A 22,654-nucleotide genomic window follows, 5' to 3' on the forward strand; every position below is an offset into this window, starting at 1 on the left:
TCTATGCGCAAAATATAAAACAATCGAATAATGCTAGTATAATACAAACTGTGGATGAATACATCCACTACTATAATTATGAACGGATTCAGAGAAAATTAGATAATATGTCACCTATAGCTTATAGGAAACATGTTATCTAGGTGTTTTTTCTTTGTCTCACCAAATGGGGTCAGACCACTGTATATTTCTACAAAAAGAATAGCGTTTTTTGATTATATGGATACAAATTTATTTTAGCTTAATTGCAATACGAAAAGTTCCGAAGAACCAAATTTGAGAATTAATACAATCTTCCATTCCAAGCTACCCTCATAAGAATCTATAGTACTTTGAAACTTTTTGTTCCAGATTACTATTTAGTTTTATCCTATAAAGTTAGCTTTTTACTATATCAACCGCACTATCCCACATACCGCTAAAGAAAGATCCGATTTGGCGCATAAAACGTGTAAACCAATTTGCTTGTTCTACATCAGATTTTGTTACAAGGTCTATTTGTAATGATTTACCTGATAAGAACCCAGGATCTATATTATCTTTAGGCGAGATAATCATTTTACTAATTGTTACACCTTTTTTAATAGGCGCTTCTTGTTCTTTATTCGATACTTTAAATTCTTTTTTATAAACGTCATTGTTGCCCTTCGGCATTGGAAGTGCAACAGCTTGCTTCGTTTGAACTACTACATCTTTATCTTTTGCATTTGCTACTCGAACTGTTTCATGTCCTTTTACTACTGCATCTTTTCCGTAGACATTCTTCACTTCAAAATTCGCAAATCCATAATCGTATAATTTCTTTGTTTCATCAAAACGTGCCGTATGAGATTTTGCTTTTATCACTACAGAAATTAGGCGCATACCATTTCTTTCTACTGTACCAGTGAAACAATCTCCCGCTTCTGGAGTCGTTCCTGTTTTCAAACCATCTACACCTTCATATTGCTTAATTAAACCTTTTAACATCCAATTAAAGTTCGCCATATCAATTGGATATTTACCACCCTCTTGGAATGTTTTTTTAGGAATTTTTGCTGTATTTAATATTTGGGGGAAATCTTGAATAAGACGTTGTGCTAAAATTGCACAATCCCTTGCAGACATTTTATTTTTCTCGTCTAGAGTTGTCCCTTCTGGGTGATATCCTTTTAAATCTTGATTTGTTAAGCCTGTAGAGTTTACAAATTTATAATCTTTCATTCCAAACTCTTTTGACTTATCGTTCATCATTTTTACAAAATTGACTTCTTTACCAGCAATCTCTTCAACTAAAGCAATTGTTGCACCATTTGCAGAGTAAATTGCCATTGCCTCATATAACTCTTTTACCGTATAAGAGCCACCATTTTCTAATGGAACGTTTGATAATGAACGATCTTGCGAAATCTTATGTGCATATTCAGAGATTTTAACTTTTTGATCCCATTTAAGTTTTCCTTTATCTACCGCTTCATGCACTAAGTATTCGCTCATCATTTTTGTCATACTAGCAATTGCCAATGATTCATCTGCATTTTTTTGATATAAAATTTTTCCGGAATTTGCCTCTATTAAAATTGCTGATCCTGCTTCAACGTCTATAGCAGGAACTGTTTCCGCTGATGCTCTTCCAGATGTAACAACAATGCTACAAAATAGTGCAAGCACTGTTACTATTGCAATAAATCTCTTGCAAAACATACCTTTCACTTCTGTTACCTCCAATATCTTTGTACTCAAAAAACGTTCTTCTAACATAATCCTCAAAAAATAGACAGTGTTATCAAATTCTATATACATATAAGACGTTAGGATAACTTTCATATAGACCATCTCATCAAACCCTTTTAGGACAATGACACTTCGTATTCCCACACACATCCCTCTTTTTAATACCTTCGTATTTTTCAAAATGATCCGTACTTTCATATTTTTTAGGATTACACTTAATAGACAATCTAAATAATACATTTGTTCCACATTTACAAAAAATAAAACCAGTGTGTCCCGATTAAATATCGAGACACACTGGTAATCAAGCATTCGTTTATTAGCTATCAAGGATTTTAATTATTCAATTCAGCTATTTGCTAGACTTATATTAGAGATAAATTTCCTTTAGTCTAAACTATTAGTTTTTTGTAATAAAAAAACTACACCCTATACTGGATGTAGTTTTTCTAACTGATTTATTTATTTTTCACTTCATTTTTATAAAAAGCAAATAATGGTTCGATGGATGGACTAGATAAAAGAGGAATTGCCTTCTCAATCAATTCCCTATCCCAATCAAACCAACGCATTTCCATTAACATGTTTATTTCTGTATCAGTGAATCGTTTCTTTATTTCCTTAGCAGGATTTCCACCAACTATTGTATACGACGGAACATCTTTACTTACGACAGATCCTGCCGCAACAATTGCACCTTCACCGATTGTAACGCCAGGCATTATTATAGCATTCATACCAATCCAGGCATCGCTTTTAATGACTGTATCACCCTTCGGTTCATATGATTGTTCTATTTGCTCAATGAATGGATAAACTGTAATCCATTCAGGGTGATGATTATGATTCCCACCCATTAAAATGACAACTCCACTTGCAATACAAACATAATTTCCAATAATGAGTTTATCAAGTTGCCAACCCATCTGTTCAATTGGATTGAAAAGTACTCGAGACTTAGCATCGCCCCATAAATATCTAACGCAACCATCTTCAAAATTTTGATCGCCATAATATCCTGAATAATAGGAGTACTCTCCTACTTCAATAAGTGGATTTGTTACTATATCTTTTAAATACTTCGTTTCAGACCAATGATTATATAATGGATGCTTCATAATTACATTCCTCGCTTCTAAGTATGGTAGATTTAATAATTTACTTAGAAGCTTAATACGACAGCTACATTTTTAAACTTTTTCAAACGACGAATCATTATCTTCAAGCCTTTCTTTTATACTAAAAAAAGCATAACGCAATACATTACACTAGTCAAATTGTTTAATTTTGAACACATCTTAAACAGCGTAATACTGCAACAAGAACATTAAAACACTCTAACTTTGATACAAATAATATATTAATTACATTTAGTTCATATTTTGTAAAAAAATTTTAATTGCCATGACAAAGCAAACAATAACCACTATTGGTCGTATTAATGACGTCCCTTTTGTAAGCACCATCTTTGCCCCAATATATGACCCTATAATTTGACCAAGCATCATAATCAGCCCAATTGTCCAATCAATTTGGCCAAAAATAATAAAATATAACAAAGCAGCGAAATTACTAGTAAAATTCAAAATCTTAGCATTTGCAGTTGCTCTTGTAGCACTATATCCACATAAAAGAATGAACGCTAAAGCAATTAAGCTACCTGTTCCTGGGCCGAAGAAACCATCATAAAATCCAAGGAATGGAGCCACTGTTAACGCAAATAACAACATACTTATTTTTCTCGGTCGATCTTCGTTTGCTATATTTGGAGATAATAGAAAATAAAGACCAATAATAATAAGTAAGAAAGGTAATATCATGATTAGATATTCTGCTCGTATCTGTAAAATAAGCCATCCACCCAAAATAGATCCAAAAAAGGTCATTAAGATGGACAAACGCATTTCTTTGAGATTAATTTCTTTCTTCTTAATAAAAATCACAGTTGCCATGAGGGTTCCGCTACTCCCTTGTAGTTTATTAGTTGCTATCGCTACAGAAGGAGACATACCTACTAATAACATTACTGGGATAGTTATCATACCACCGCCCCCAGCAATTGTATCTATCCATCCTGCTAAAATAGCTACTAAAAATAGTAATATGAGTAATTCAATAGTAAAATCCATATAAAGGAAATGGGAAGGTTTGAGCTATTACAGCCCAAACCTTCCCATTCTCCCTCCTCTCTTTAAACTAGTTTATGATATCTGTAAAGTAACTCTCTTTCTGGTCGCGTAATCGGCTGGAAACGTATTGCCTGCAAACAATTCTACGTCCATACTTATTATCACCAATCGGAATTTTATATTCTTCCTCCGATAACCTTTCTCTACCATGGGTTACATTTGTTTGCTTACCATAGTATGAATTTGGCATAATCAATAAATCTTCAGATGTAAGCGGGACTTTATAAGTAGGCATTGTCCGTAACAGTTCCAAAAACATGTCGAATTTTAACTTTTCTTCTTCACTTCCTCCCACATAAATCAATCTATTTTCTGCTCCATTCAAACAAGTTGCAATAATATCACCATTATCATCCAAAAATATAATTTGGTTTATTTCCCCTACGAATCCCGATATTTCACCATCCGCCATTCCTGCGATATGAGCAATAGGCATTTTACTTATCGCCAATATATCATCTTTACTGAAGTGATTTTCTTCAAGATGCTTTTGAAGTAATTTTGGTGTTCCAATATGAGTATTGGTTTTTAAATTTAACACTCCTTTTAATAAAAGAGCATCAACCCTCGTAAATTTGCCGCAAGTAATTTCCGAAACTATTAGTTCGACGGATTTATTAAGTCTATTCGATACAATGTCTAAATTCGTATTGAACGATTTCAATCTTTCTTCAATATGTAATTGATCTTTCATATCTGTATACACTGTCGCATCGTTATGTTGATAAAAGTTTCCGCCACCAGTGCTTGCACCGACATTTCGCAAAACTTCATCATTGTTTAAAGGGGAAATGAGATGAAATCTATTTTTCCCTGCATGTTCGGACGGATGAATCAAAGCATCATAATTAAAAAGTGTGGCAAAAAGCCATGTGACCCATTCAGCATAAAAATATTTTTTCATTCTATCGTGTTCGTTTTCACCATAATTAAAGCCTTTGCGATTTTCTCCAGGTAATAGGGTTTCCATAGGATCACACGGAATATTTTTAATAAGGATAGGCGGTACGTTTCCACCACAATTCGCTTCTTTTATCATATGAAGTAGTTTTTTTACATCTGAATTCGGAGTTTTCTTTGAATAGTCAATCAAACAAATGAGCCACTCTTTTGAAAAGCTTGCAGCTATTTCTTGATCACAAGTATAAGGATTATGAGTTTTTAATTCATTGTCTATCAGATTCTTGATTTTATCCTTTAATACATTAGGAATAGTAATTTCTTCAATTTCCGTAATCTGCAGTATTCCTTTATTCATTATAAAACCTCCGTTATTTTATTTTTCTACACCATATCTCCTGTTAAATGAACTACCCACTTCTTTTTTGCTCCTTTGCTTTTCGTCAGAACTATTAGAACCACCAATTTACAGATACTAAACGTGAATGATACGAGATTTCCTCTTAGTTACATTTCTCCAACGAATTCCCCTTGAATTAGCATATTTAATTTGAAAATCTAATTCATTTTCTAAAACTTTCCGAAAATCGAAATCAGAATTTTCTTCATACTAACAGTAAAAATATAACACGAAACCAAAAAATGTAAATAGTTAGGATTTTTTATAAAAAATAGTCAGACTACTTTTAGGATAATTCGCATTTCATTGGACCAGCTATTCCCCTCTATTTTATTTATAACAATTAAACATGCAATAAAAAAAGTCCCCTGAATGATAGAGGACCTTCTTTACAAGTATATTTTATTTTAAAGTTCTTACTTATCTTTTATTTTAAAAGATATTGCTGTAACTTCTTTATTAACAGTTCTGTTCCCTCTGGACTTACAATAATCTTCCCATTCGCTAACGAAATATTCTTATCTGAAATATCACCTGTAATTGCACAAGCTTGCGAAGATTGATATTTCCGCAAAATAATCTGATCATCTTCCACAAACATTTCTAGCGCATCTTTTTCTACAATTCCTAAACTCCGTCTTATTTCCATTGGAATAACAATACGCCCCATACTATCTGCTTTACGAGTACTCCCTCTTGATTTCATAAAATGTCACCCTTTATTTTTATCTACTATTACAGGACTTATTTTAGCAATAAACAGCAATAAGGAATAGTTCGTATTACAGCACTTATTTTAACAGGAAATTCCAATAAGGAATAGCTCATATTAAAGCTTTCTCATGTTTATTTCTGGTTTTTAAAATATTTATCCTTGATTATCTTAATATATTGTTTTCTTTCTGTTAGTTCAAAAATAAATAAAGCCTTATTAATATAGTTAAAACCATCTTCACTAGATTGCTGAAGTTCTAATAAATTTGAACCTTTTTCGAAATTTAGTTCCCCTAATAAGTATAAACTATTTATATTAATGGCTAATTTAATACCTATATCACTGTACTTTATTGCTTCTACATGTTCATATGTAAGATGTAAACATTTTGTTAAGTTATAAATAATTCTTAATTTAATTTCTTTATTTCTAGGAAATTCTATCTTATTAAAATTACTTAAACATTTCTTTAATATGCCTATACTTTTTTCATATTCTCCATTTTCCGCATAGATTACTGCCATTGTATGCATAATATCTATTTCTCTTTCTGATAAAAAATCAGCATTGGTTACAGTTAGTTTTAATGCATGATTTAAAAGATTTAAAGCAGTTTTTGTTGATCTGTTCACCATAAATATAGCAATTGCTTCATGCCATAGTAGAAATTGTTTATTTTCTTTTGACTCGAAATTATTTTCGTTTTTCTCTTTTTTCACTATTTCATAAAGTTCTTCATATTGTTTTTGTTTTATGCAATCTCTTATTACATATTTTACGTTTTCTACATATTTTAATTTTTTATTTTGAGTTAGCGCAAATATATAATTCGGATCAACACCAAGTCTTTCAGATAATTGATACAACAATATGCTAGATGGATAAATAATACCTTTTTCTATCTTACTAATCTGACTTTGTGAACATATTCCCCGACATAGTTCAGATTGTGATATATTTTTTTTCTTTCTAAGTTCTTTAATAATAATACCGAGATTATAGAATTCCATTTCTCCCCCTCAAATGTAACAATTTATGAGTATAAGAATATTTTCCAACTTTTAATGTGATGTAAAATTAATATAGTTACAATTACTAATTATATTGATTTATAGTTTCTTTTACAAACTTGTATTAAAATGAGAGAAATTATTACAATTAAAGGGAATAAAGAGTATTGGATATGATTTTTCAGCTTTATTTCAAATAATAGTTTCTTTTGATTTTTATATGAATAATTTCGAAGGAGCTTATTTTATGAAAAGAATGTTAACCGAAAGAGAGTTAGAAGTGGCTATTTATGTAGCAAAAGGATTAACAGATGCAGAAATTTCCAAAAAGATATATATTAGCCCTAGAAGAATTTCAACGATAATTAATCATATTAAAGAAAAATGGCGTATTCATTCTAGAGTGGAATTAGGTATTTTAGTTTATCATTTTGGGTTTATAGATGCACCCTTATTTTCAAATAAAGAAAGTCATTTATTTGAAAAGATTGCACAATAATTGTCCAAGTATAATTCGTTTAAGTTACAAATAAAAACAGAAAAACCGCTGAACTTTTATTATTTATGGTAATTCTGCATTCTGAAGTTGATGGGCATGTATGGATTGTTAAAAAAAACATATAAATCTTATTCTTATAGATATTTTAGTAAGAATGATTGTACTAGAAACTTTTAAAAGGTGAAAACATACCTTTAAACAATGTTTCTTCCGCAACAGCAAGTATAGCTTTTCATTTAAAAAACCTATCATTTTGATTAAGATTTTTTCAAAAAGGGTAGGTTTCTTCAGTTTATAGGAAAGTTATACTAAACTCATAAAAAAATACAATAAAATAGGTAAAAATGCTATCGCGTCTTTACCTATCCTATGGATAAACAGATTCTCATAAGAAATAGACAACTTCCCAAAGAATTATAAATATATTATTTTAAATTAATTGGTTGTTGTTGAGTAATACAATGAATCATACCACCATTTTTATACAGCTCTCTTACATCTATCCCCAACACTTTACGATCAGGATAAAGTTTTTGAATCATCTCATTTGCTATTTTATCATTAGGATCATTATAGTTTGGAACTAAGATGACTTCATTCGCTATATAATAATTAATATAGGAACCTTTATAATCAAGCTTCTCCCCATTTTTTAATGTAACATTATTCTTACTTAGCGGTAGATATACATACTTGTACTTATTACCTGTAGCATCTTTTGCCTGCAGCAACTTGTTAATATCTTTGCCAGACGCTCCCCATTCAGCCAAATCTTTTTCTTTTAACGTTATAATAGTAGATTTATCGTGGAATTTGGCAAATCCATCAATATGAAAATCAGTAATATCTAAGTTAGGTGCTCCATCTAACCAAATAAAATTTGTTACCCCAAGTTCACTAAAATATTTTTCAATATCCTTTTCTAACAATTTAGCGTTCCTATTTTTATTCGTCACAGCACTTCTAGTTAATAAAACAGTTCCATTACCATCCAATTCAAATGCGCCACCTTCAAGAACAAATTTATTCCAATTTATTCTTTCAATGCCTAACTGATTGCTAAGATTCTCACGAAGACGAGCATCTTTCTTATATGGCGTTTTCTTTCCCCATCCGTTAAAGCCTGGATCTAATATCTTTAAATTTTTGTCATTATCGTAAACAAAAATTGGTCCAGTATCTCTAGCCCATACATCGTCAGTAGGTGCGATAAAGAAATCAATTTTCTCCATATTTACCCCTTGATCCGTTAGAACTTCAATAATTCTTTCTTTCTCTTCTTGATCATATGCAACAATATGAACTTTTTCTCCTTTGCTTAAAGATTCTGTCATTTGAATCCAAATCGGTTCTACTTCTTGCTGATATTTTGACCCGTATGTAAGTTCATGAGGCCATTGTAGCCATGTTCCTTCATGTTTGCTTTTTTCATCTGGCATTGTATACTTTCCTACTATTTTTTGCGCCTCTACTTTCTTCCTATCTTCTCTCTGCGGTTTTTCAATTTCCTTCGCCTGGACTTTCTCAATTCCCTTAATTTGAGCATAACCACTAATAATAGATGTGGTTAGTACAGCACTCATACACAATTTCGTTATTTTTTGCATTTCTTAACCTCCTTTTCTGTTCCACTGTAAACCTTTACATAGTGTTAAGGTCAAGCTTTTTTAATTAAATTATTACGTATGAAGCACGATTTAAATCGAACAATATCTTTCTGTGCAAAATGCAAAAAATCCACTCCGGGGGTGGTATGAAATGTTAACTTGATGAGCATGTGTAACTCCACCATTTATAAAAACTTTGGAATGCATATAAAAAGGTTTGAGAATTAGCTTCTCTAACCTTTTTATATGCACTATTATGTTTATACCTCTAACATCAATCCTTTTGCCTTTTGCCTTTTGCCTGTTCCATGTTCAACCTCATATAAATAACAAATAAGAATCAACAATTCCTACTATAATCACCATTGACCCCTATAACATCTCGCGCTTTTTTTCACTTGTTATCTTTTCTGCTCCGTCTACTGTATTTTTTATGAATGTATTCATTTCTAAAACTAATACAGTACATGAAATTTCATATTACATACGTATATATTTATTCAGTTTATAATTAACTATTCAAAAGCAGTTACGATTCTCTCTTTCATTTTCTGTATTACTTCACTGCTTACTATTTTTTGACCAGCAGGAAGTTTTAATATAGCAGCAGCACCCTTACTAAGATATATTTCTTGGTCATTATTTTGATTTACTACCAATATTCCTTGCCCTTCAAATTCAAAATAACTAATATTTTTTGTTTCATTTGTATTATTTTTTATTGCTTTATATAACCCATATAAATCTTTACTTCTATTTTCTCCACCCGTTCGAATCGGTTCAGTATCATTCGCAACAATTAGTCCCTCCGGCTGCTCACCTTTCATAATAAACCACAACTTTTCATTTGTTGGTAATAGTATATGCTTAAATTCAGAGCTATTTAACATTTGCTGTGCTGGAATTGTTTCATAGATTGGTAACGAAAATGGTGAGGTTGTTATTTTTTCAAAACTTACATTTTCAGAAGAACTACTCTTACTATATTGATAATCTTTTAATGCGATCGATTGTACTGGCTCACTTTTATTTTTTGATGCATAACTAATTTTACTAGCGAAAATAATAACAGTCATTAAACAAATGCATGGTATCACAAGCCTAAGTAGTTTTCCCATTCATGAACCCCCACACTTTTAATATTATTAATTTGCACGGATATTATAAACAGTTTCATTCCACCAAAAATTATTATTGTTATGGAACGTACTGAAATTATGATTATAATGATCACCATACCAAGGGTCCATGTAAGTTATATAGTCTGTTCCATTTGTACCTTTATAGAATCCATCAAGTACTAGAAAGTGTCCGATGTTAGCTCCATTTTGCCACATAATGAGTGCAATCATCGGTTGATTACTATTAATTTGATTTTTGAACCAATCATACGATTTTGCTCCAGAACTTATAGCTGAGCTAACACCATATCCTGATAATCCATATTGTATTTCACGTGAAGTTGCAGGATTATTATATGATCCACCTTTGACATACCTAACATACTGATCTTGTGAAGGAGTTTTCCCAAAATAATTTAAAACTGAAACCGAAGTGCCCGCCCAACACCAATTTGATCTTTCTTGTAATATGTTAGGAACAGATAATTTACGATCTGTTGATGTATTTGGAGGATTCCCATTAATATAAGCTGACGTTACATATACTTTTTTCCCATCTTTAAAATAATAAAACCAACGATTATCTAAATTTCCTGTCCAGTAATCTTTAACCGCTTCACCATACTCCCATCCTTTAAAGGATACTTTTGTATTTCCGGGAATCACCTCTACAATATTTGCATTCAAGCTTTTTTCTTCTCTAACATTTACATTCAATGGAGCAGTTGTTCCTGAAAATTCAACTTCTTCTGCTATTATTTTGTAAACACCAATGAAACTAAATGTAAAGAACAATAAAAACATACAAACAATACATTGCTTTCTTCCCTTCATTTTTCCACCCCTTCATAAGTATTAAAAAACATCAACAATTCATCCTTATTAATTGTTCAAGCTTAATATTACATACTAACGAAAAATGACTTCTCATAAAGTGAAACTTTAATCAGTGGGGGTTTTATTCATCCCCCACTGATTATTAGTTAAACCAATCGGGTTTTTATGGGCAGCCCGACCCCCACCTAACTTCTTTGCCCTCGCTGAATTTTGAGGTGGGGGTCTTACTACCTGTTAATGCGGGATAAATTCCAACACAAAAAAAGAGCCTATAAATTTTTATAGGCTACTTTTCATTTTATCGTTATTATTTAGCTAATTCTTTCATTCCCTGCATTACATCAACGAAGAATCCCCAGTTGTTCACAACAGAAGAAATACTAATATGCTCATCTGGAGTGTGGACGTTGAATATATCTGGCCCGAATGAAATTGCATCTAATTCAGGCATCTTTTGAACGAATACACTGCATTCAATCCCTGCATGTACAGCGAAGATTTCAACATCTTTGTTGTATTTTTCTTGATGTACTTTTTCAAACAAATTACGAATTTGTGAGTTTGGATTGTATGGCCACTCCGGATATTCTGACTCTAATTCAAATGTTGCTCCAACTAATTCAGCAATATATTTAATTTCATCTGCAATATGTCGTTTTAAACTACTTACAGAACTTCTTACTTCGTTTCGCAATTTAATTTCATCTTGCAGCGTTTCAATAACCCCTAAATTTGTTGAACTTTCTACAAGACCTTTAATATCCATGCTCATACTTTGAATGCCATTTGGAATTAAGAATAATGATGAAATCAGCTGTTTTTGTGTTTCTTTAGCAAATACTTTTTCTACTTTCTCATCTAACTTTGTCAGTGTAACATGAACATCTGGATCAACAGCACGCATTTCTTCTTGTAATACTCGTGTCCATGATTTTAACTTTTCTTCAACTTGCTCTACATCTTCTTGACGTAATAAAATTGTAGCTACACTTTCACGTGGAATTGCATTCGTTTTTAATCCGCCGTGAGCCTCACATATATCAAATTGAATATTTATTGATAAATCACGTAAAACTCGTCCTAGTACTTTGTTCGCATTTCCGCGTTGTTTATCAATTTCCATACCAGAATGTCCGCCCTTAAGTCCACCAACATATAGACGGTATGCGTCCATATGTGCAGGTGCCTCATCCCAAATTACTGCAATTGTTTCAACTGCTTTCGCACCACCTGCGCTACTTACAAGTAATTTATGATCTTCTTCAGAATCAATATTTATAAAGATCTTTCCATCAAAGTGGTTTGCATCAACAGCAAAAGCTCCGCCCATTGTCGTTTCTTCTTCAGTAGTAATTACTACTTCAAGTGCTGGATGCGGAATATCTTTTGAATCTAATAAAGCTAATGCATATGCAACAGCAATACCGTTATCAGCACCTAAAGTTGTTTGATTCGCATATAGCATGTCTCCAATAATTCGTAACTCAATTGGATCTTTTTCAAAATCATGTACTGTTGCTTGATTTTTTTCACAAACCATATCCATGTGACCTTGAATGATAATAGCTGGTACACTCTCATAGCCAGCAGTTGCGTCTTTTTTAATAATGACATTCAATGCTTGATCTTGAATCACTTCTAAGTTACGCTCTTTTGCAAAGCGCACTAAATAATCACTAATTTCCTTTTCATTACCTGATCCTCTAGGAATCTTTGAAATTTCTGCAAAATGATAAAATACAGGGTGCTTTGTTAATTGTTCTAAAGTAGAATACATTTTTCAAGCTCCTCTCAAAATGAAAAAATAGTATGTAAGTCTTTTATCATTATACCATGATTCATTATTTTACCTTTCCTTAAACGTATTAAAAATTTGTTATGAACAGTTCAATTTAATCCTTCTGCGCTCTATACCTTATACTCTTACATCATTGTAAGAATGTTGTAATCTATATCGATTTTTCTAATTTAACAATAGTTGTATACTTTTTAAAGAAACAAATTGAAGGAGATAAATAATATGAAAAAGCTTTTTGCTGTTATGACACTATGTTTATTATTTTCAAGCATTACTATTGGATGTGAGAGAGCATCACTAAATAGAATTGGTAAGGATGTATATTACGTACAGATAAAAGGTGAAGGCGCTATTGAAAAAGTAGAAGGCAGAAGCTTACGGAACTATACGTTGCCCGCATATGATGAAGACGGAGAAAAAAACAAATTACATTTAGAAGTACAAAAAAAGAAAACGACCATAAATTAAATGATAATGCGTTTTTACGTCTTTATGTAGATCAAGATGATATAGATAAAAATGAAATATCATCTATTGAAGTGAAGTCCTATGAAGAAATTCAGAAAGTAGATTTACCCGGAAAAGTAAAAGAAAAATTAAATGTTAACTAACTTGAAACTAACCCGCAAATAACGGAATAAAAAACAAAAGAAAATGCTCTATGCATTTTCTTTTGTTTTTTGTACTCGTATATATTTTGAACTGCTATTATTCATAAGTTTTTCTAACCGATTTATATTTTCCGTTAATGCACCTTTCACTAGAGAGAAATCTGTATTTGATTCTTCTTTTTTTTCTTTAAAAAACGAAGACTTTTGTACATTTATTTCAGCCATCTCTTCTCCCCCTTTTCAAAAAGATACAACCTTCTATTTATATTATATAGCAAATAAAGACACAGTGTACACGAATCATTTTCTTTTTAATTCTTCTTCTAACTTTTCTACTTGCTGCAACGTATCTCCTTTGATTAAAGAGAAATCTGTTGTATCTTCATTTTCTTCTTTAAAAAAATCATTGTCATAATCTTTTATCACTACAATCACCTCTACCTGCTAGTGTAGGAATGATTGTCCTATTTTATTCAACTTTGTCGAATTTTGTTTTGAATTTATGTATAGAAGAAAAGGACAGAAAAACGATTCTGTCCTACTTACTAAAATAACTATGATGTATTGTTAAATTATATACATTTTCAAAATCTCGATCTTGCAGGCTATTCTTCTTCCCATCAATAACGATAAAAACATCATTCATTATTTTTGCTGGTATAATTCCCACGTTTTCTACTTGTACTGCTTTTTGTTCATTCAATTGCTCTATATGCTCTATAGGTATTGTAATACTAAATTGAGAACGAATACCACGAAAGCCCGTATTTAATTCATTCGCTGCTTCAAATACAACAATTTTCGCTCCGATTTTTTCCCCATATGAATCTAAAAATGTGTTTAAGCTTTTTGTATATTCCTCTTCCGTATGCCATTCCATCGTCCCAAATGCTGCTGGATTAATATTTTGGATAATGTTCGTATATATTTCCCCTCTTGCTTTTGAAGCGATTAATGACCGCTTTATGGATTGAACAGTTTTACCGATATCGCTAAATTTCGCTCCCCATATTTCCGAAATGTTAGGTGTTAAAATAAATGAAATATCAACGAAAATGACCATCGCAGTGAACATTAATAAATTTTTCCAGAGGGTTAAATCGATTCCTTTAATCATGAAATAAACTGTGACTGATGTTATGAATAATCCATACCAAGTTTTTCGAATTCGCTGCTTTTTCTCTTCATACAACTCTTCATTTCTCCAATAAAAGAAAACAAGAACTACAAAAACGATTGCTAAAATAAATAAGCCAATTCGAATGTTAGAGATCGTCAATTACATCACCCTCCATTCAAAAACTACTCACGATATCATTACATGCGCAAGCAGCTCTCTTTATGACAAAAGACGTGGACAAGCTTCTAAATTTAGCTACATCGCATATACATTAGAAGGAGGCCACGTCTTTTATCATGAGTCTACATTGTATATGTAGACAAGCATGCATTTCAAATTTTCATGTTAAAAAGAAATATGTTTCGGAATTTCCCCTTCAGGTACTTCTCCATCCATACTTAAATAATAATGGCGAATCGGACGTAAATTTTCGTCTAATTCATAAACGAGCGGAATGCTAGTTGGAATATTTAATGAAACCACACCATCATTTGAAAGGTTGTCTAAGTATTTCACTAGCGATCGAATTGTATTACCATGCGATGAAATAATTACTTTCTCACCACTTTTTAATGATGGTGCAATTTCTGAATGCCAATACTCCAGCACTCTCTTCTCCGTATCCTCTAAACATTCTGTCAATGGAAATTCACCTTTTTTGAGTGTTTTGTATCTCGGATCATTCGCTTCATATCTAGGATCTTCTTCAGTAATAGCCGGTGGTCTTACATTGACACTTCTTCTCCAAATATGAACTTGTTCTTCACCGTATTTTTTTGCAGTTTCTTCTTTATTCAATCCTTGTAGCGCTCCATAATGCCTTTCATTTAGTTTCCATGATTTATGTACAGGCACCCAAGTAAGATCCATTTCATGAAGAACAATCCATACAGTCCGGATTGCTCGTTTTAATACAGATGTGTAAGCAACATCGAAAGTATAACCGTTTTCCTTTAATATTGCTCCTGCTTCTCTTGCTTCACTTAATCCATTCTCTGATAGATCTACATCCGTCCATCCAGTAAAACGATTTTCAAGGTTCCATAAACTTTGTCCGTGACGAATTAGTACAAGTTTTATCATTATAATTCCCCTCTCGGAAATGTGAATTTTATTGTTCCATCGCGTACACGTATAAAGTATCTAGTAATGCACCTTTTTATCCATTCACTCTATGATTTATCCATAGTTGCCAAATGCATGGATAAAATTCTTTCTTTTTCAAACTATAAAGAAAGGCCTATTTCTCATTATTTTTGATCAACTGGAATTTCTCTTTTCGCTATCCATGCATCATGACCTGAACGGCTATTCGCCATTTCGTTCATAACTTGATGCCAATTCTCTTCACATGATTCACCAAATTTTGAAAAAATAGCACCCATTTGCTTTCTTTGAACATCACTTAGTTTTTTCTCTAAATCTGTCCCTTCTTCTGTTAAGGATAATTGTTTTACTCGACGATCATGAGTAGCTTCATTACTTTCAATTAGTCCTTTTTCCACAAGTTGACGCAGTGGTCCATGAAGAGCTTGTTTACTTATTTCTAATAGCGATAGTAACTCATTTACACTTATCCCTGGAAAACGTGCGATAAAAAATAAAATTCGGTGATGCACTCGTTGTATACCATATTCTTTTATAATTTCATCTGGCTTTTCAGTAAATGTCTTATATGCAAAATAAAATAATGCCAATGCCTCATTCATCTGTTCTTCTTTATGTTGTGTCATCTACTTTCCCCCTGTATGTAAATTATACCACAATCCAGTAATGAATATTTTAATCAACGCACTTGAACTTCTGTAGTCCATTGAAGCATTCGCTACACAAACTAAAATAATTAGGAGATGATTCTCTTGAAAACGCAATATACTGTAAGTACATATTTATTAGATCGATTATACGAATTAGGAATTGAGCATATATTTGGTGTTCCTGGTGATTATAATCTTGCCTTTTTAGATGATGTGATTGCACATAAAAATTTAGAGTGGATTGGCAACTGTAATGAATTAAATGCGGCATATGCAGCAGATGGATATGCTCGCATAAAAGGTGTTGCTGCTCTTATTACCACTTTTGGTGTGGGGGAATTGAGCGCCATAAACGGCATTGCCGGCTCATATGCCGAAAACGTACCAGTTATAAAAATTACCGGTACACCAACAACAACCGTAATAGAAAATGGAGAACTCGTTCATCATACATTAGGTGATGGAAAGTTCGATCACTTTTCCAATATGTATCGAGAAATTACGGTAGCACAAACAAATTTAATCCCTGAGCATGCCGCTGAGGAAATTGACCGTGTACTCCGTGCATGTTGGAATGAAAAACGTCCAGTTCATATTAATTTACCGATCGATGTATATAATAAACCAATTAATAAACCTACCGAACCAATCTTAAATCATCCCATAGTAAGTAATAAAGACGCATTAGATAAAATGCTTCTACATGCCACTTCCAAAATAAATAGCGCAAAAAAACCTGTTATTTTAGCTGATTTTGAAGTGGATCGATTTCATGCTCAGGAGGATTTACATCAACTCGTAGAAAAAACTGGCTTCCCTATCGCGACATTAAGTATGGGAAAAGGAATATTCCCAGAAAAACACCCTCAATTTATAGGGGTTTATACTGGCGATGTTAGTCCTCCATACTTGCGAAAAAGAGTTGATGAATCTGACTGTATCATTAGTATCGGTGTGAAATTAACTGATACTATTACCGGTGGCTTTACACAAGGTTTTACGAAAGAACAAGTTATTGAAATCCATCCCTATACTGTGAAAATTATAGATAAAAAATACGGACCGGTTGTAATGAAAGATGTACTACAACATTTAAGTGATTCGATCGAGCATCGTAATGAAGAAACACTGGAAATTAAGTCGTTTATTTCAGAATCATCATCTATTACTAAAGAGTTCAATCCAAAAGCACAAATCGTTACACAACAACGTTTTTGGCAACAATTGTACCACTTCTTACAAGAAAACGACGTCTTAATTGCAGAGCAAGGAACACCATACTTCGGTAGTGCCGCTATCCCTCTACCTAATAACGCTACATTTGTAGGACAACCGTTATGGGGATCTATCGGATATACACTTCCCGCTCTATTAGGAACACAACTCGCTAATGTAACACGGCGTAACATTTTAATTATTGTTGATGGTTCATTCCAGTTAACTGTTCAAGAATTATCCACTATGTTACGTCATAATTTAAAACCAATCATATTTTTAATTAATAACTACGGATATACTGTTGAACGCGCGATTCATGGACGAGACCAACCATATAATGACATACAAATGTGGGATTATAATAAACTACCAAATGTATTCGGATCAGAAGAAAAAAGTCTCACATTTAAAGTAGAAAATGAAATAGAGTTAGCAGAAGTCTTAAATAAAATAAGTTTTAATATGAATCGACTTATCTTTATTTAAGTTGTAATGAGTCAAGGGGATCAGCCTGAATTGTTAGCTAAACTTGGAAAAAGATTCGGCAGCCAAAATTCTTAAAAAGAAAAAGCGTCGCTATAAGTAATAACAGGTTCAGCTAAAAGTTGTAAAACTTGGTTTGCCACTCAAAATACACAAGGAAAAGGATGGTAAGTGCCATCCTTTTTGACATACATTGAACTTTTACTATTTATAAACCCCTTCTTCGATTAACACCCTGTGTAACAAGCTAAAATTCTTAATCAACCTTTAACTTTATAGCTTTTGTAGCAATAAAGGTTTTAATATGCTTATCTAATATCCTTGTTCCACCAAAATCATCCTCATAAAAACCCACTATAACAAAACCAGCTTCAATTTGACCTTGGATTTGGTTTTCTAAAGTATGTGCGTATTCTATTGTTTGATTTGAATTGATGTAATCTTGAACTTCATCCTCTGGTAAATAATCCAATGTTGATGAAGGTATTGAATGTTTAACATCAAGAATACCTTTTTGTTCTTGGTTGTCATCAAAAATCCATAGTAAAGGATTTGTAAATCCAGAAATAAGAATACCTTTATTCTTTAAAACCCTTGAAACTTCATTCCATACAAGATTAACATCTTTTACAAACAAATTAGAAACAGGATTTACGACAATATCAAAATATCCATCTTCAAAATCACTAAGGTCTGACATATCTCCTTGTACTGTTTTTAAAGTCAAACCCTCCCGTTTTGCTACCTTTTCATCTTGTGCCAATTGCTTCTTAGATATATCAGTAACTGTTACATCTGCTCCAGCAGCAGCTAGAACTGGTGCTTGTTGTCCGCCACCTGATGCTAAGCAAAGTATCTTTAATCCATCTAATGACTTTGGAAACCACTCTCTAGGAACTGATTTTTCCGTAGTTACTGTAATCTCCCATTCACCTGATTTGCTTTTCTCAATAACCTCGCTACTTACAGGCTGCGTGTATCTAGAACCTTCTTCAACCTTCTTATCCCATGCATTACTGTTTTGTTGTGTAGTATCCATTACGATTCTTCCCCCTAACTATCTAGTTGCAATTTAAGTGTAAGATTATTAACTATTTATACATTCCTTTTTCTATTAACCTACCAGATAGTAAATACTTAGTTGTATATATTTATCTTAACAGATAATCGACCGTAAATATAAAAACATTCTAAATAAACACGAAATTAGACAACTATTCAATTCATTTAAAATAAACGATATTAATTAACAATTCCCCAAAAATGATATACCAACAAAAAAGGCGTTCCAAACCTGTTGACAGTTGGAACGCTTTTTAAAGTTATTTAATTTTTCAAACTCTTAACTGAACACATTATACAAATAAGTGATGCTTCTTTTTTATTCAGCAAGAGTTAACTGCCAAGATACACCATACTTATCATTTAACCAGCCAAACTTTTTACTAAACGGATAAGAACCTAAAGGCATAAGAATTGCTCCATCCTGCGCTAGTTTATGAAAGACCGTTTCAATTTCTTCTTCTGTCTCACAAGTTACATAAAGAGACATAGCTGGAGTGAATGTAAAATTATGATTTACATAACTATCAATACACATGAACTCTTGTCCGTTTAGCGTAAAAGTTGCATGAATTACAGTTCCCTCTTTACCAGGTCCATTTTCATCGTAGCGAGAGATACTTACAATTTCTGATTGATCAAATAGGGATGTGTAAAAATTCATCGCTTCTTCAGCTTTTCCTTCAAACATTAAAAATGTAGTAATTTTTTGATTTGTGTTACTCATATAGAGACAGCCCCTTGTTATGTATTTATGCAAAACATACATCGTTCAACAAAACCGAACGTACATTCTTATAAATGTATTGTCTATAAAAACGGTAAATTTGTCAATTATCTAATTTTCATTTCTTCTTAAACAATGCTGTCCAAAGAAATGATTCCCCAAACATATCATTCGGTTGTTTCATTTGTTTCATCTTCCTAATTTCAATTACTTCAAACTCTTTAAATATCTCTCTCAATTTTTCTTCAGAATATGCAAGACCACCTTGTAAACTCCAACCTCTATATACGTCCCAATCTGTTATTTCTGATCCATTTCGTTCATCCAAATCACCTGCTGCAAAACATGTTAATCCGAAATAACCACCTGATTTTAAATATCTATCAATTAACTCTATATAATTCATTCTTCTATGTGGTGGAATATGATGAAGGCAACCAGAATCATATATAAAATCAAATTCATTTTGAACCTCTAAATTGAAAATTGAATCACAAATGAAGTGAATTTGTACCCCTTTTGCCAACGCCCTCTCTTTTGCCCACTGAATGCCTTCTGCAGATAAATCCACTGCTGTAACATCAAATCCTTCATTCGCTAAATAAATGGCATTTCTACCTGGACCACATCCAAGTTCTAATACTTTCCCTTTTGAAACTCTCTCTTTTTGTATATACGAAACTAGATTCTCATCTGGAATATTTTCAAAAAACGGAACATCCTTTTCTCTATTGGCATAAAATTCATTCCAAAATGGTTCTGCAGGTCTTAATAATGAATCAAGCATTTTTAAAATGTCTTCTTGTGTGTGTAACGTTTCATTTTTCATTTGCACTCCTCCATATTTTAATAGTCAGAAAATCATTATATAACCTCCTGAACATTCAGACAAATGAAACTCCACATTTTATTCTTTCTTTATTTTTCAATTCACTTTAAATACGGTAAATGAAATTATCAACTTTACTCGCATTGAGCAAATGCATACCAACCTAATCTTAAAATACAAAAAGAGCCACAAATTTTTGTGACTCCTTCTGCATTCATAATTGTATCAGGATTGTTTTATTATATATCGATTTCTCTATTAACAAACAATATATCTCTTCATCCCAATTACCACTTCATATTTTAACGCCCACGTCTTTTCTGACCTTGATTTGTACTACTTTTCTTATTGCTTGGCTTATTAAATGATTGATTATTTTCATTTCTCGAACCATTTCTCGAATCACTTCTTGAGCTATTTCTCGAATCACTTCTTGAGCTATTTCTCGAATCACTTCTTGAGCTATTTCTCGAATCACGTCTTGAACCTTCACGGCTATCTCTTTGACGATTTTGACCTGATTTCTTTGGAGCCGGCTTTGGTACCGGTTTTCCATTTTCATCTACACGTTTTATCTTCGGTTGTTCGATTATTTCTCTTTGTATTGGTGCACCAAGCGTTTTTTCAATTTCTTCTAAATGTTTTTCATCTTTCGCTGCAACGAACGTAATTGCAAGACCTGATCCACCTGCACGTCCTGTTCGGCCAATGCGGTGAATATAACTTTCTACATCTTCAGGGATATCATAGTTAAATACGTGCGTTACACCATCTACATCAAGTCCACGAGCTGCTACATCCGTTGCGATTAAGTACTGAATTTTAGCTTCGCGGAAACTCTTCATAACTCTTTCACGTTTCGCTTGAGGTATATCACCATGAAGTTCAGCACAATTATAACCTAGTCCTTTTAAATTATCATACAACTTACTTGCTCTAACCTTTGTACGACAGAAAATAACTGCTAAAAATGGCTGATCACGATCCATAACAAAACGAAGTGCATCTGGCTTTGCACGATCTGTCGTCTCAATAACACGCTGTTCAATTGTATCTACCGTTACTTCTTCACTTTGTACTTGAATCATTTGCGGCTCATCCATATAACGTTTCGCCAATTTTTTAATATCTTTTGGCATCGTTGCTGAGAATAACATCGTTTGTTTGCTACCAGGTGTCTCATCTAAAATATCTTCAATATCATATAAGAAACCGAAATAAAGCATTTGATCCGCTTCATCTAGTACAATCGTTGAAAGATTACTTAGATCAATTGTTTCACGTCGTATATGATCTAATAATCGTCCTGGTGTTGCTACAACAATATGTGTATTACCTTTTAACTTTCTCAATTGTTGTGCTACATCTTGCCCGCCATAAATCGCTAGTACATTAATATCTTCTCTTTGAACAAGCATTTTTTTAATTTCAGTTGTAATTTGCAATGCTAGTTCCCTTGTTGGTGCAACAATTAAAGCCTGAACATCACTAGACTCTGGATCGATTTTTTCTAAAATCGGTAAGACAAATGCTAATGTTTTACCCGTTCCTGTTTTCGCTTGCCCAATAATATCTTTACCTGACATAATAACAGGAATTGCTTTTTCCTGAATTGGTGTTGCTTCCGTAATTCCATTTTCACGTAATGTATGATTAAAAGTTTCACTAATTCCTAATTCTAAAAAGTTTTTCAAATAGACCACTTCTTTTCCTTATTTTTCACATTAGCTTTCATTGTACCATTTGTTTCGCCAAATATGAAAAATAAAAAAATTCTTACCTTCTTTTTTTATATTCATCATGTACTAGGTGGACAAATTCTTTTTGTTTTGTCTCGGAATTTATTAATGCTTCCATGTTAGTAGTAGACAAAATGAACTTTTTAATTTTTCTATTACTCCAAATTAGTCTTGTATACTTTGTATCTTCGTCTAGCTTTCGAAACCACTCGAATTCACTTAACTTTGCAATATGATGTTTTAATTTCATATCATTTCGAGGATAAAATGTAATTATAGCCATTATTACATCAAGCAATAAACTCATCTTTTCCCCTCC

22 protein-coding genes and 2 pseudogenes are annotated in these 22,654 nt (G+C 32.4%); 4 read left to right on the forward strand and 20 right to left on the reverse strand.

All coding sequences use genetic code 11. The features are described from left to right. Positions 1-50 precede the first annotated feature (50 nt). Positions 51-143, forward strand: coding sequence for an IS3 family transposase (locus G9F74_RS30545; RefSeq protein ID WP_472926357.1), 93 nt, complete (start codon positions 51-53; stop codon positions 141-143). Positions 144-378: 235 nt separating this feature from the next. Here the strand turns inward: G9F74_RS30545 and G9F74_RS14090 are convergent, their stop codons facing one another. The 6 genes from G9F74_RS14090 to G9F74_RS14115 all read right to left on the reverse strand — a co-directional run bounded on the left by G9F74_RS14090 (position 379) and on the right by G9F74_RS14115 (position 6,927). Then, on the reverse strand, positions 379-1,692 hold the full coding sequence (locus tag G9F74_RS14090) for a D-alanyl-D-alanine carboxypeptidase family protein (protein WP_033658416.1): 1,314 nt from the start codon (positions 1,690-1,692) through the stop codon (positions 379-381). Between the two features lie 479 nt (positions 1,693-2,171). Further along, complete coding sequence (locus G9F74_RS14095; RefSeq protein ID WP_016108408.1) at positions 2,172-2,831, reverse strand: CatB-related O-acetyltransferase; 660 nt, start codon at positions 2,829-2,831, stop codon at positions 2,172-2,174. 252 nt (positions 2,832-3,083) lie between these two features. Continuing rightward, positions 3,084-3,842 (reverse strand): TSUP family transporter, encoded by a 759-nt coding sequence (locus G9F74_RS14100; RefSeq protein ID WP_000347979.1) that lies wholly within the window; start codon positions 3,840-3,842, stop codon positions 3,084-3,086. Positions 3,843-3,909: 67 nt separating this feature from the next. Further along, positions 3,910-5,160, reverse strand: a complete 1,251-nt coding sequence (locus G9F74_RS14105; protein WP_001032371.1) for a hypothetical protein — start codon at positions 5,158-5,160, stop codon at positions 3,910-3,912. Positions 5,161-5,629: 469 nt separating this feature from the next. Further along, on the reverse strand, positions 5,630-5,908 hold the full coding sequence (locus G9F74_RS14110; RefSeq protein WP_000842219.1) for an AbrB/MazE/SpoVT family DNA-binding domain-containing protein: 279 nt from the start codon (positions 5,906-5,908) through the stop codon (positions 5,630-5,632). Positions 5,909-6,048: 140 nt separating this feature from the next. Next, positions 6,049-6,927, reverse strand: a complete 879-nt coding sequence (locus tag G9F74_RS14115; RefSeq protein ID WP_000397971.1) for a helix-turn-helix domain-containing protein — start codon at positions 6,925-6,927, stop codon at positions 6,049-6,051. A 247-nt stretch (positions 6,928-7,174) separates the two neighbouring features. On the opposite strand from G9F74_RS14115, the gene G9F74_RS14120 reads away from it, so the two are divergent. Further along, on the forward strand, positions 7,175-7,426 hold the full coding sequence (locus G9F74_RS14120) for a response regulator transcription factor (protein WP_000827556.1): 252 nt from the start codon (positions 7,175-7,177) through the stop codon (positions 7,424-7,426). Positions 7,427-7,851: 425 nt separating this feature from the next. Here the strand turns inward: G9F74_RS14120 and G9F74_RS14125 are convergent, their stop codons facing one another. From G9F74_RS14125 to pepD, 4 genes are all read right to left on the reverse strand, one after another. After that, a complete protein-coding gene (locus G9F74_RS14125; RefSeq protein ID WP_016108407.1) occupies positions 7,852-9,033 on the reverse strand; it encodes an agmatine deiminase family protein in 1,182 nt (393 codons plus the stop codon). 515 nt (positions 9,034-9,548) lie between these two features. After that, entirely contained in the window at positions 9,549-10,151 is a 603-nt protein-coding gene (locus G9F74_RS14130) for a hypothetical protein (RefSeq protein ID WP_000517300.1), read from the reverse strand. Between the two features lie 27 nt (positions 10,152-10,178). Beyond that, complete coding sequence (locus G9F74_RS14135; RefSeq protein ID WP_016108406.1) at positions 10,179-10,988, reverse strand: papain-like cysteine protease family protein; 810 nt, start codon at positions 10,986-10,988, stop codon at positions 10,179-10,181. 310 nt (positions 10,989-11,298) lie between these two features. Next, positions 11,299-12,768: a beta-Ala-His dipeptidase gene (gene pepD, locus G9F74_RS14140; protein ID WP_000287565.1), complete on the reverse strand. Its 1,470-nt coding sequence runs from the start codon at positions 12,766-12,768 to the stop codon at positions 11,299-11,301. A 243-nt stretch (positions 12,769-13,011) separates the two neighbouring features. Here pepD and G9F74_RS14145 point away from each other — a divergent pair. Then, positions 13,012-13,400: pseudogene (locus G9F74_RS14145) on the forward strand (YxeA family protein). Positions 13,401-13,448: 48 nt separating this feature from the next. Here the strand turns inward: G9F74_RS14145 and spoIISB are convergent. The 5 genes from spoIISB to G9F74_RS14170 all read right to left on the reverse strand — a co-directional run bounded on the left by spoIISB (position 13,449) and on the right by G9F74_RS14170 (position 16,253). Next, positions 13,449-13,625 (reverse strand): stage II sporulation protein SB, encoded by a 177-nt coding sequence (gene spoIISB, locus G9F74_RS14150; protein ID WP_000808012.1) that lies wholly within the window; start codon positions 13,623-13,625, stop codon positions 13,449-13,451. 75 nt (positions 13,626-13,700) lie between these two features. Continuing rightward, complete coding sequence (locus G9F74_RS14155) at positions 13,701-13,826, reverse strand: hypothetical protein (RefSeq protein WP_000588713.1); 126 nt, start codon at positions 13,824-13,826, stop codon at positions 13,701-13,703. Between the two features lie 112 nt (positions 13,827-13,938). After that, a complete protein-coding gene (locus tag G9F74_RS14160) occupies positions 13,939-14,679 on the reverse strand; it encodes a type II toxin-antitoxin system SpoIISA family toxin (protein ID WP_000155917.1) in 741 nt (246 codons plus the stop codon). A 186-nt stretch (positions 14,680-14,865) separates the two neighbouring features. After that, the gene (gene gpmA, locus G9F74_RS14165; protein ID WP_000594132.1) at positions 14,866-15,603 is read right to left on the reverse strand and encodes a 2,3-diphosphoglycerate-dependent phosphoglycerate mutase; all 738 of its coding nucleotides are present in this window, start codon (positions 15,601-15,603) and stop codon (positions 14,866-14,868) included. A gap of 167 nt (positions 15,604-15,770) precedes the next feature. Then, the gene (locus tag G9F74_RS14170; protein WP_000191892.1) at positions 15,771-16,253 is read right to left on the reverse strand and encodes a MarR family winged helix-turn-helix transcriptional regulator; all 483 of its coding nucleotides are present in this window, start codon (positions 16,251-16,253) and stop codon (positions 15,771-15,773) included. Between the two features lie 117 nt (positions 16,254-16,370). On the opposite strand from G9F74_RS14170, the pseudogene G9F74_RS14175 reads away from it, so the two are divergent. Continuing rightward, positions 16,371-18,056, forward strand: a pseudogene (locus G9F74_RS14175) (alpha-keto acid decarboxylase family protein). Between the two features lie 178 nt (positions 18,057-18,234). On the opposite strand, the gene G9F74_RS14180 reads toward G9F74_RS14175, so the two are convergent. The 5 genes from G9F74_RS14180 to G9F74_RS14200 form a co-directional block, all read right to left on the reverse strand. Further along, positions 18,235-19,017, reverse strand: coding sequence for a class I SAM-dependent methyltransferase (locus G9F74_RS14180; protein ID WP_000381789.1), 783 nt, complete (start codon positions 19,015-19,017; stop codon positions 18,235-18,237). 342 nt (positions 19,018-19,359) lie between these two features. Next, positions 19,360-19,767: a VOC family protein gene (locus G9F74_RS14185; protein ID WP_000072495.1), complete on the reverse strand. Its 408-nt coding sequence runs from the start codon at positions 19,765-19,767 to the stop codon at positions 19,360-19,362. A gap of 118 nt (positions 19,768-19,885) precedes the next feature. Then, a complete protein-coding gene (locus G9F74_RS14190; RefSeq protein ID WP_000787488.1) occupies positions 19,886-20,596 on the reverse strand; it encodes a class I SAM-dependent methyltransferase in 711 nt (236 codons plus the stop codon). 302 nt (positions 20,597-20,898) lie between these two features. Then, positions 20,899-22,299: a DEAD/DEAH box helicase gene (locus G9F74_RS14195; protein ID WP_016108403.1), complete on the reverse strand. Its 1,401-nt coding sequence runs from the start codon at positions 22,297-22,299 to the stop codon at positions 20,899-20,901. 73 nt (positions 22,300-22,372) lie between these two features. Then, positions 22,373-22,642: a hypothetical protein gene (locus G9F74_RS14200; protein ID WP_016108402.1), complete on the reverse strand. Its 270-nt coding sequence runs from the start codon at positions 22,640-22,642 to the stop codon at positions 22,373-22,375. Between the last annotated feature and the right edge of the window lie 12 nt (positions 22,643-22,654).

This window comes from Bacillus sp. EKM202B (assembly GCF_011066025.1).
Classification (GTDB): domain Bacteria; phylum Bacillota; class Bacilli; order Bacillales; family Bacillaceae_G; genus Bacillus_A; species Bacillus_A toyonensis.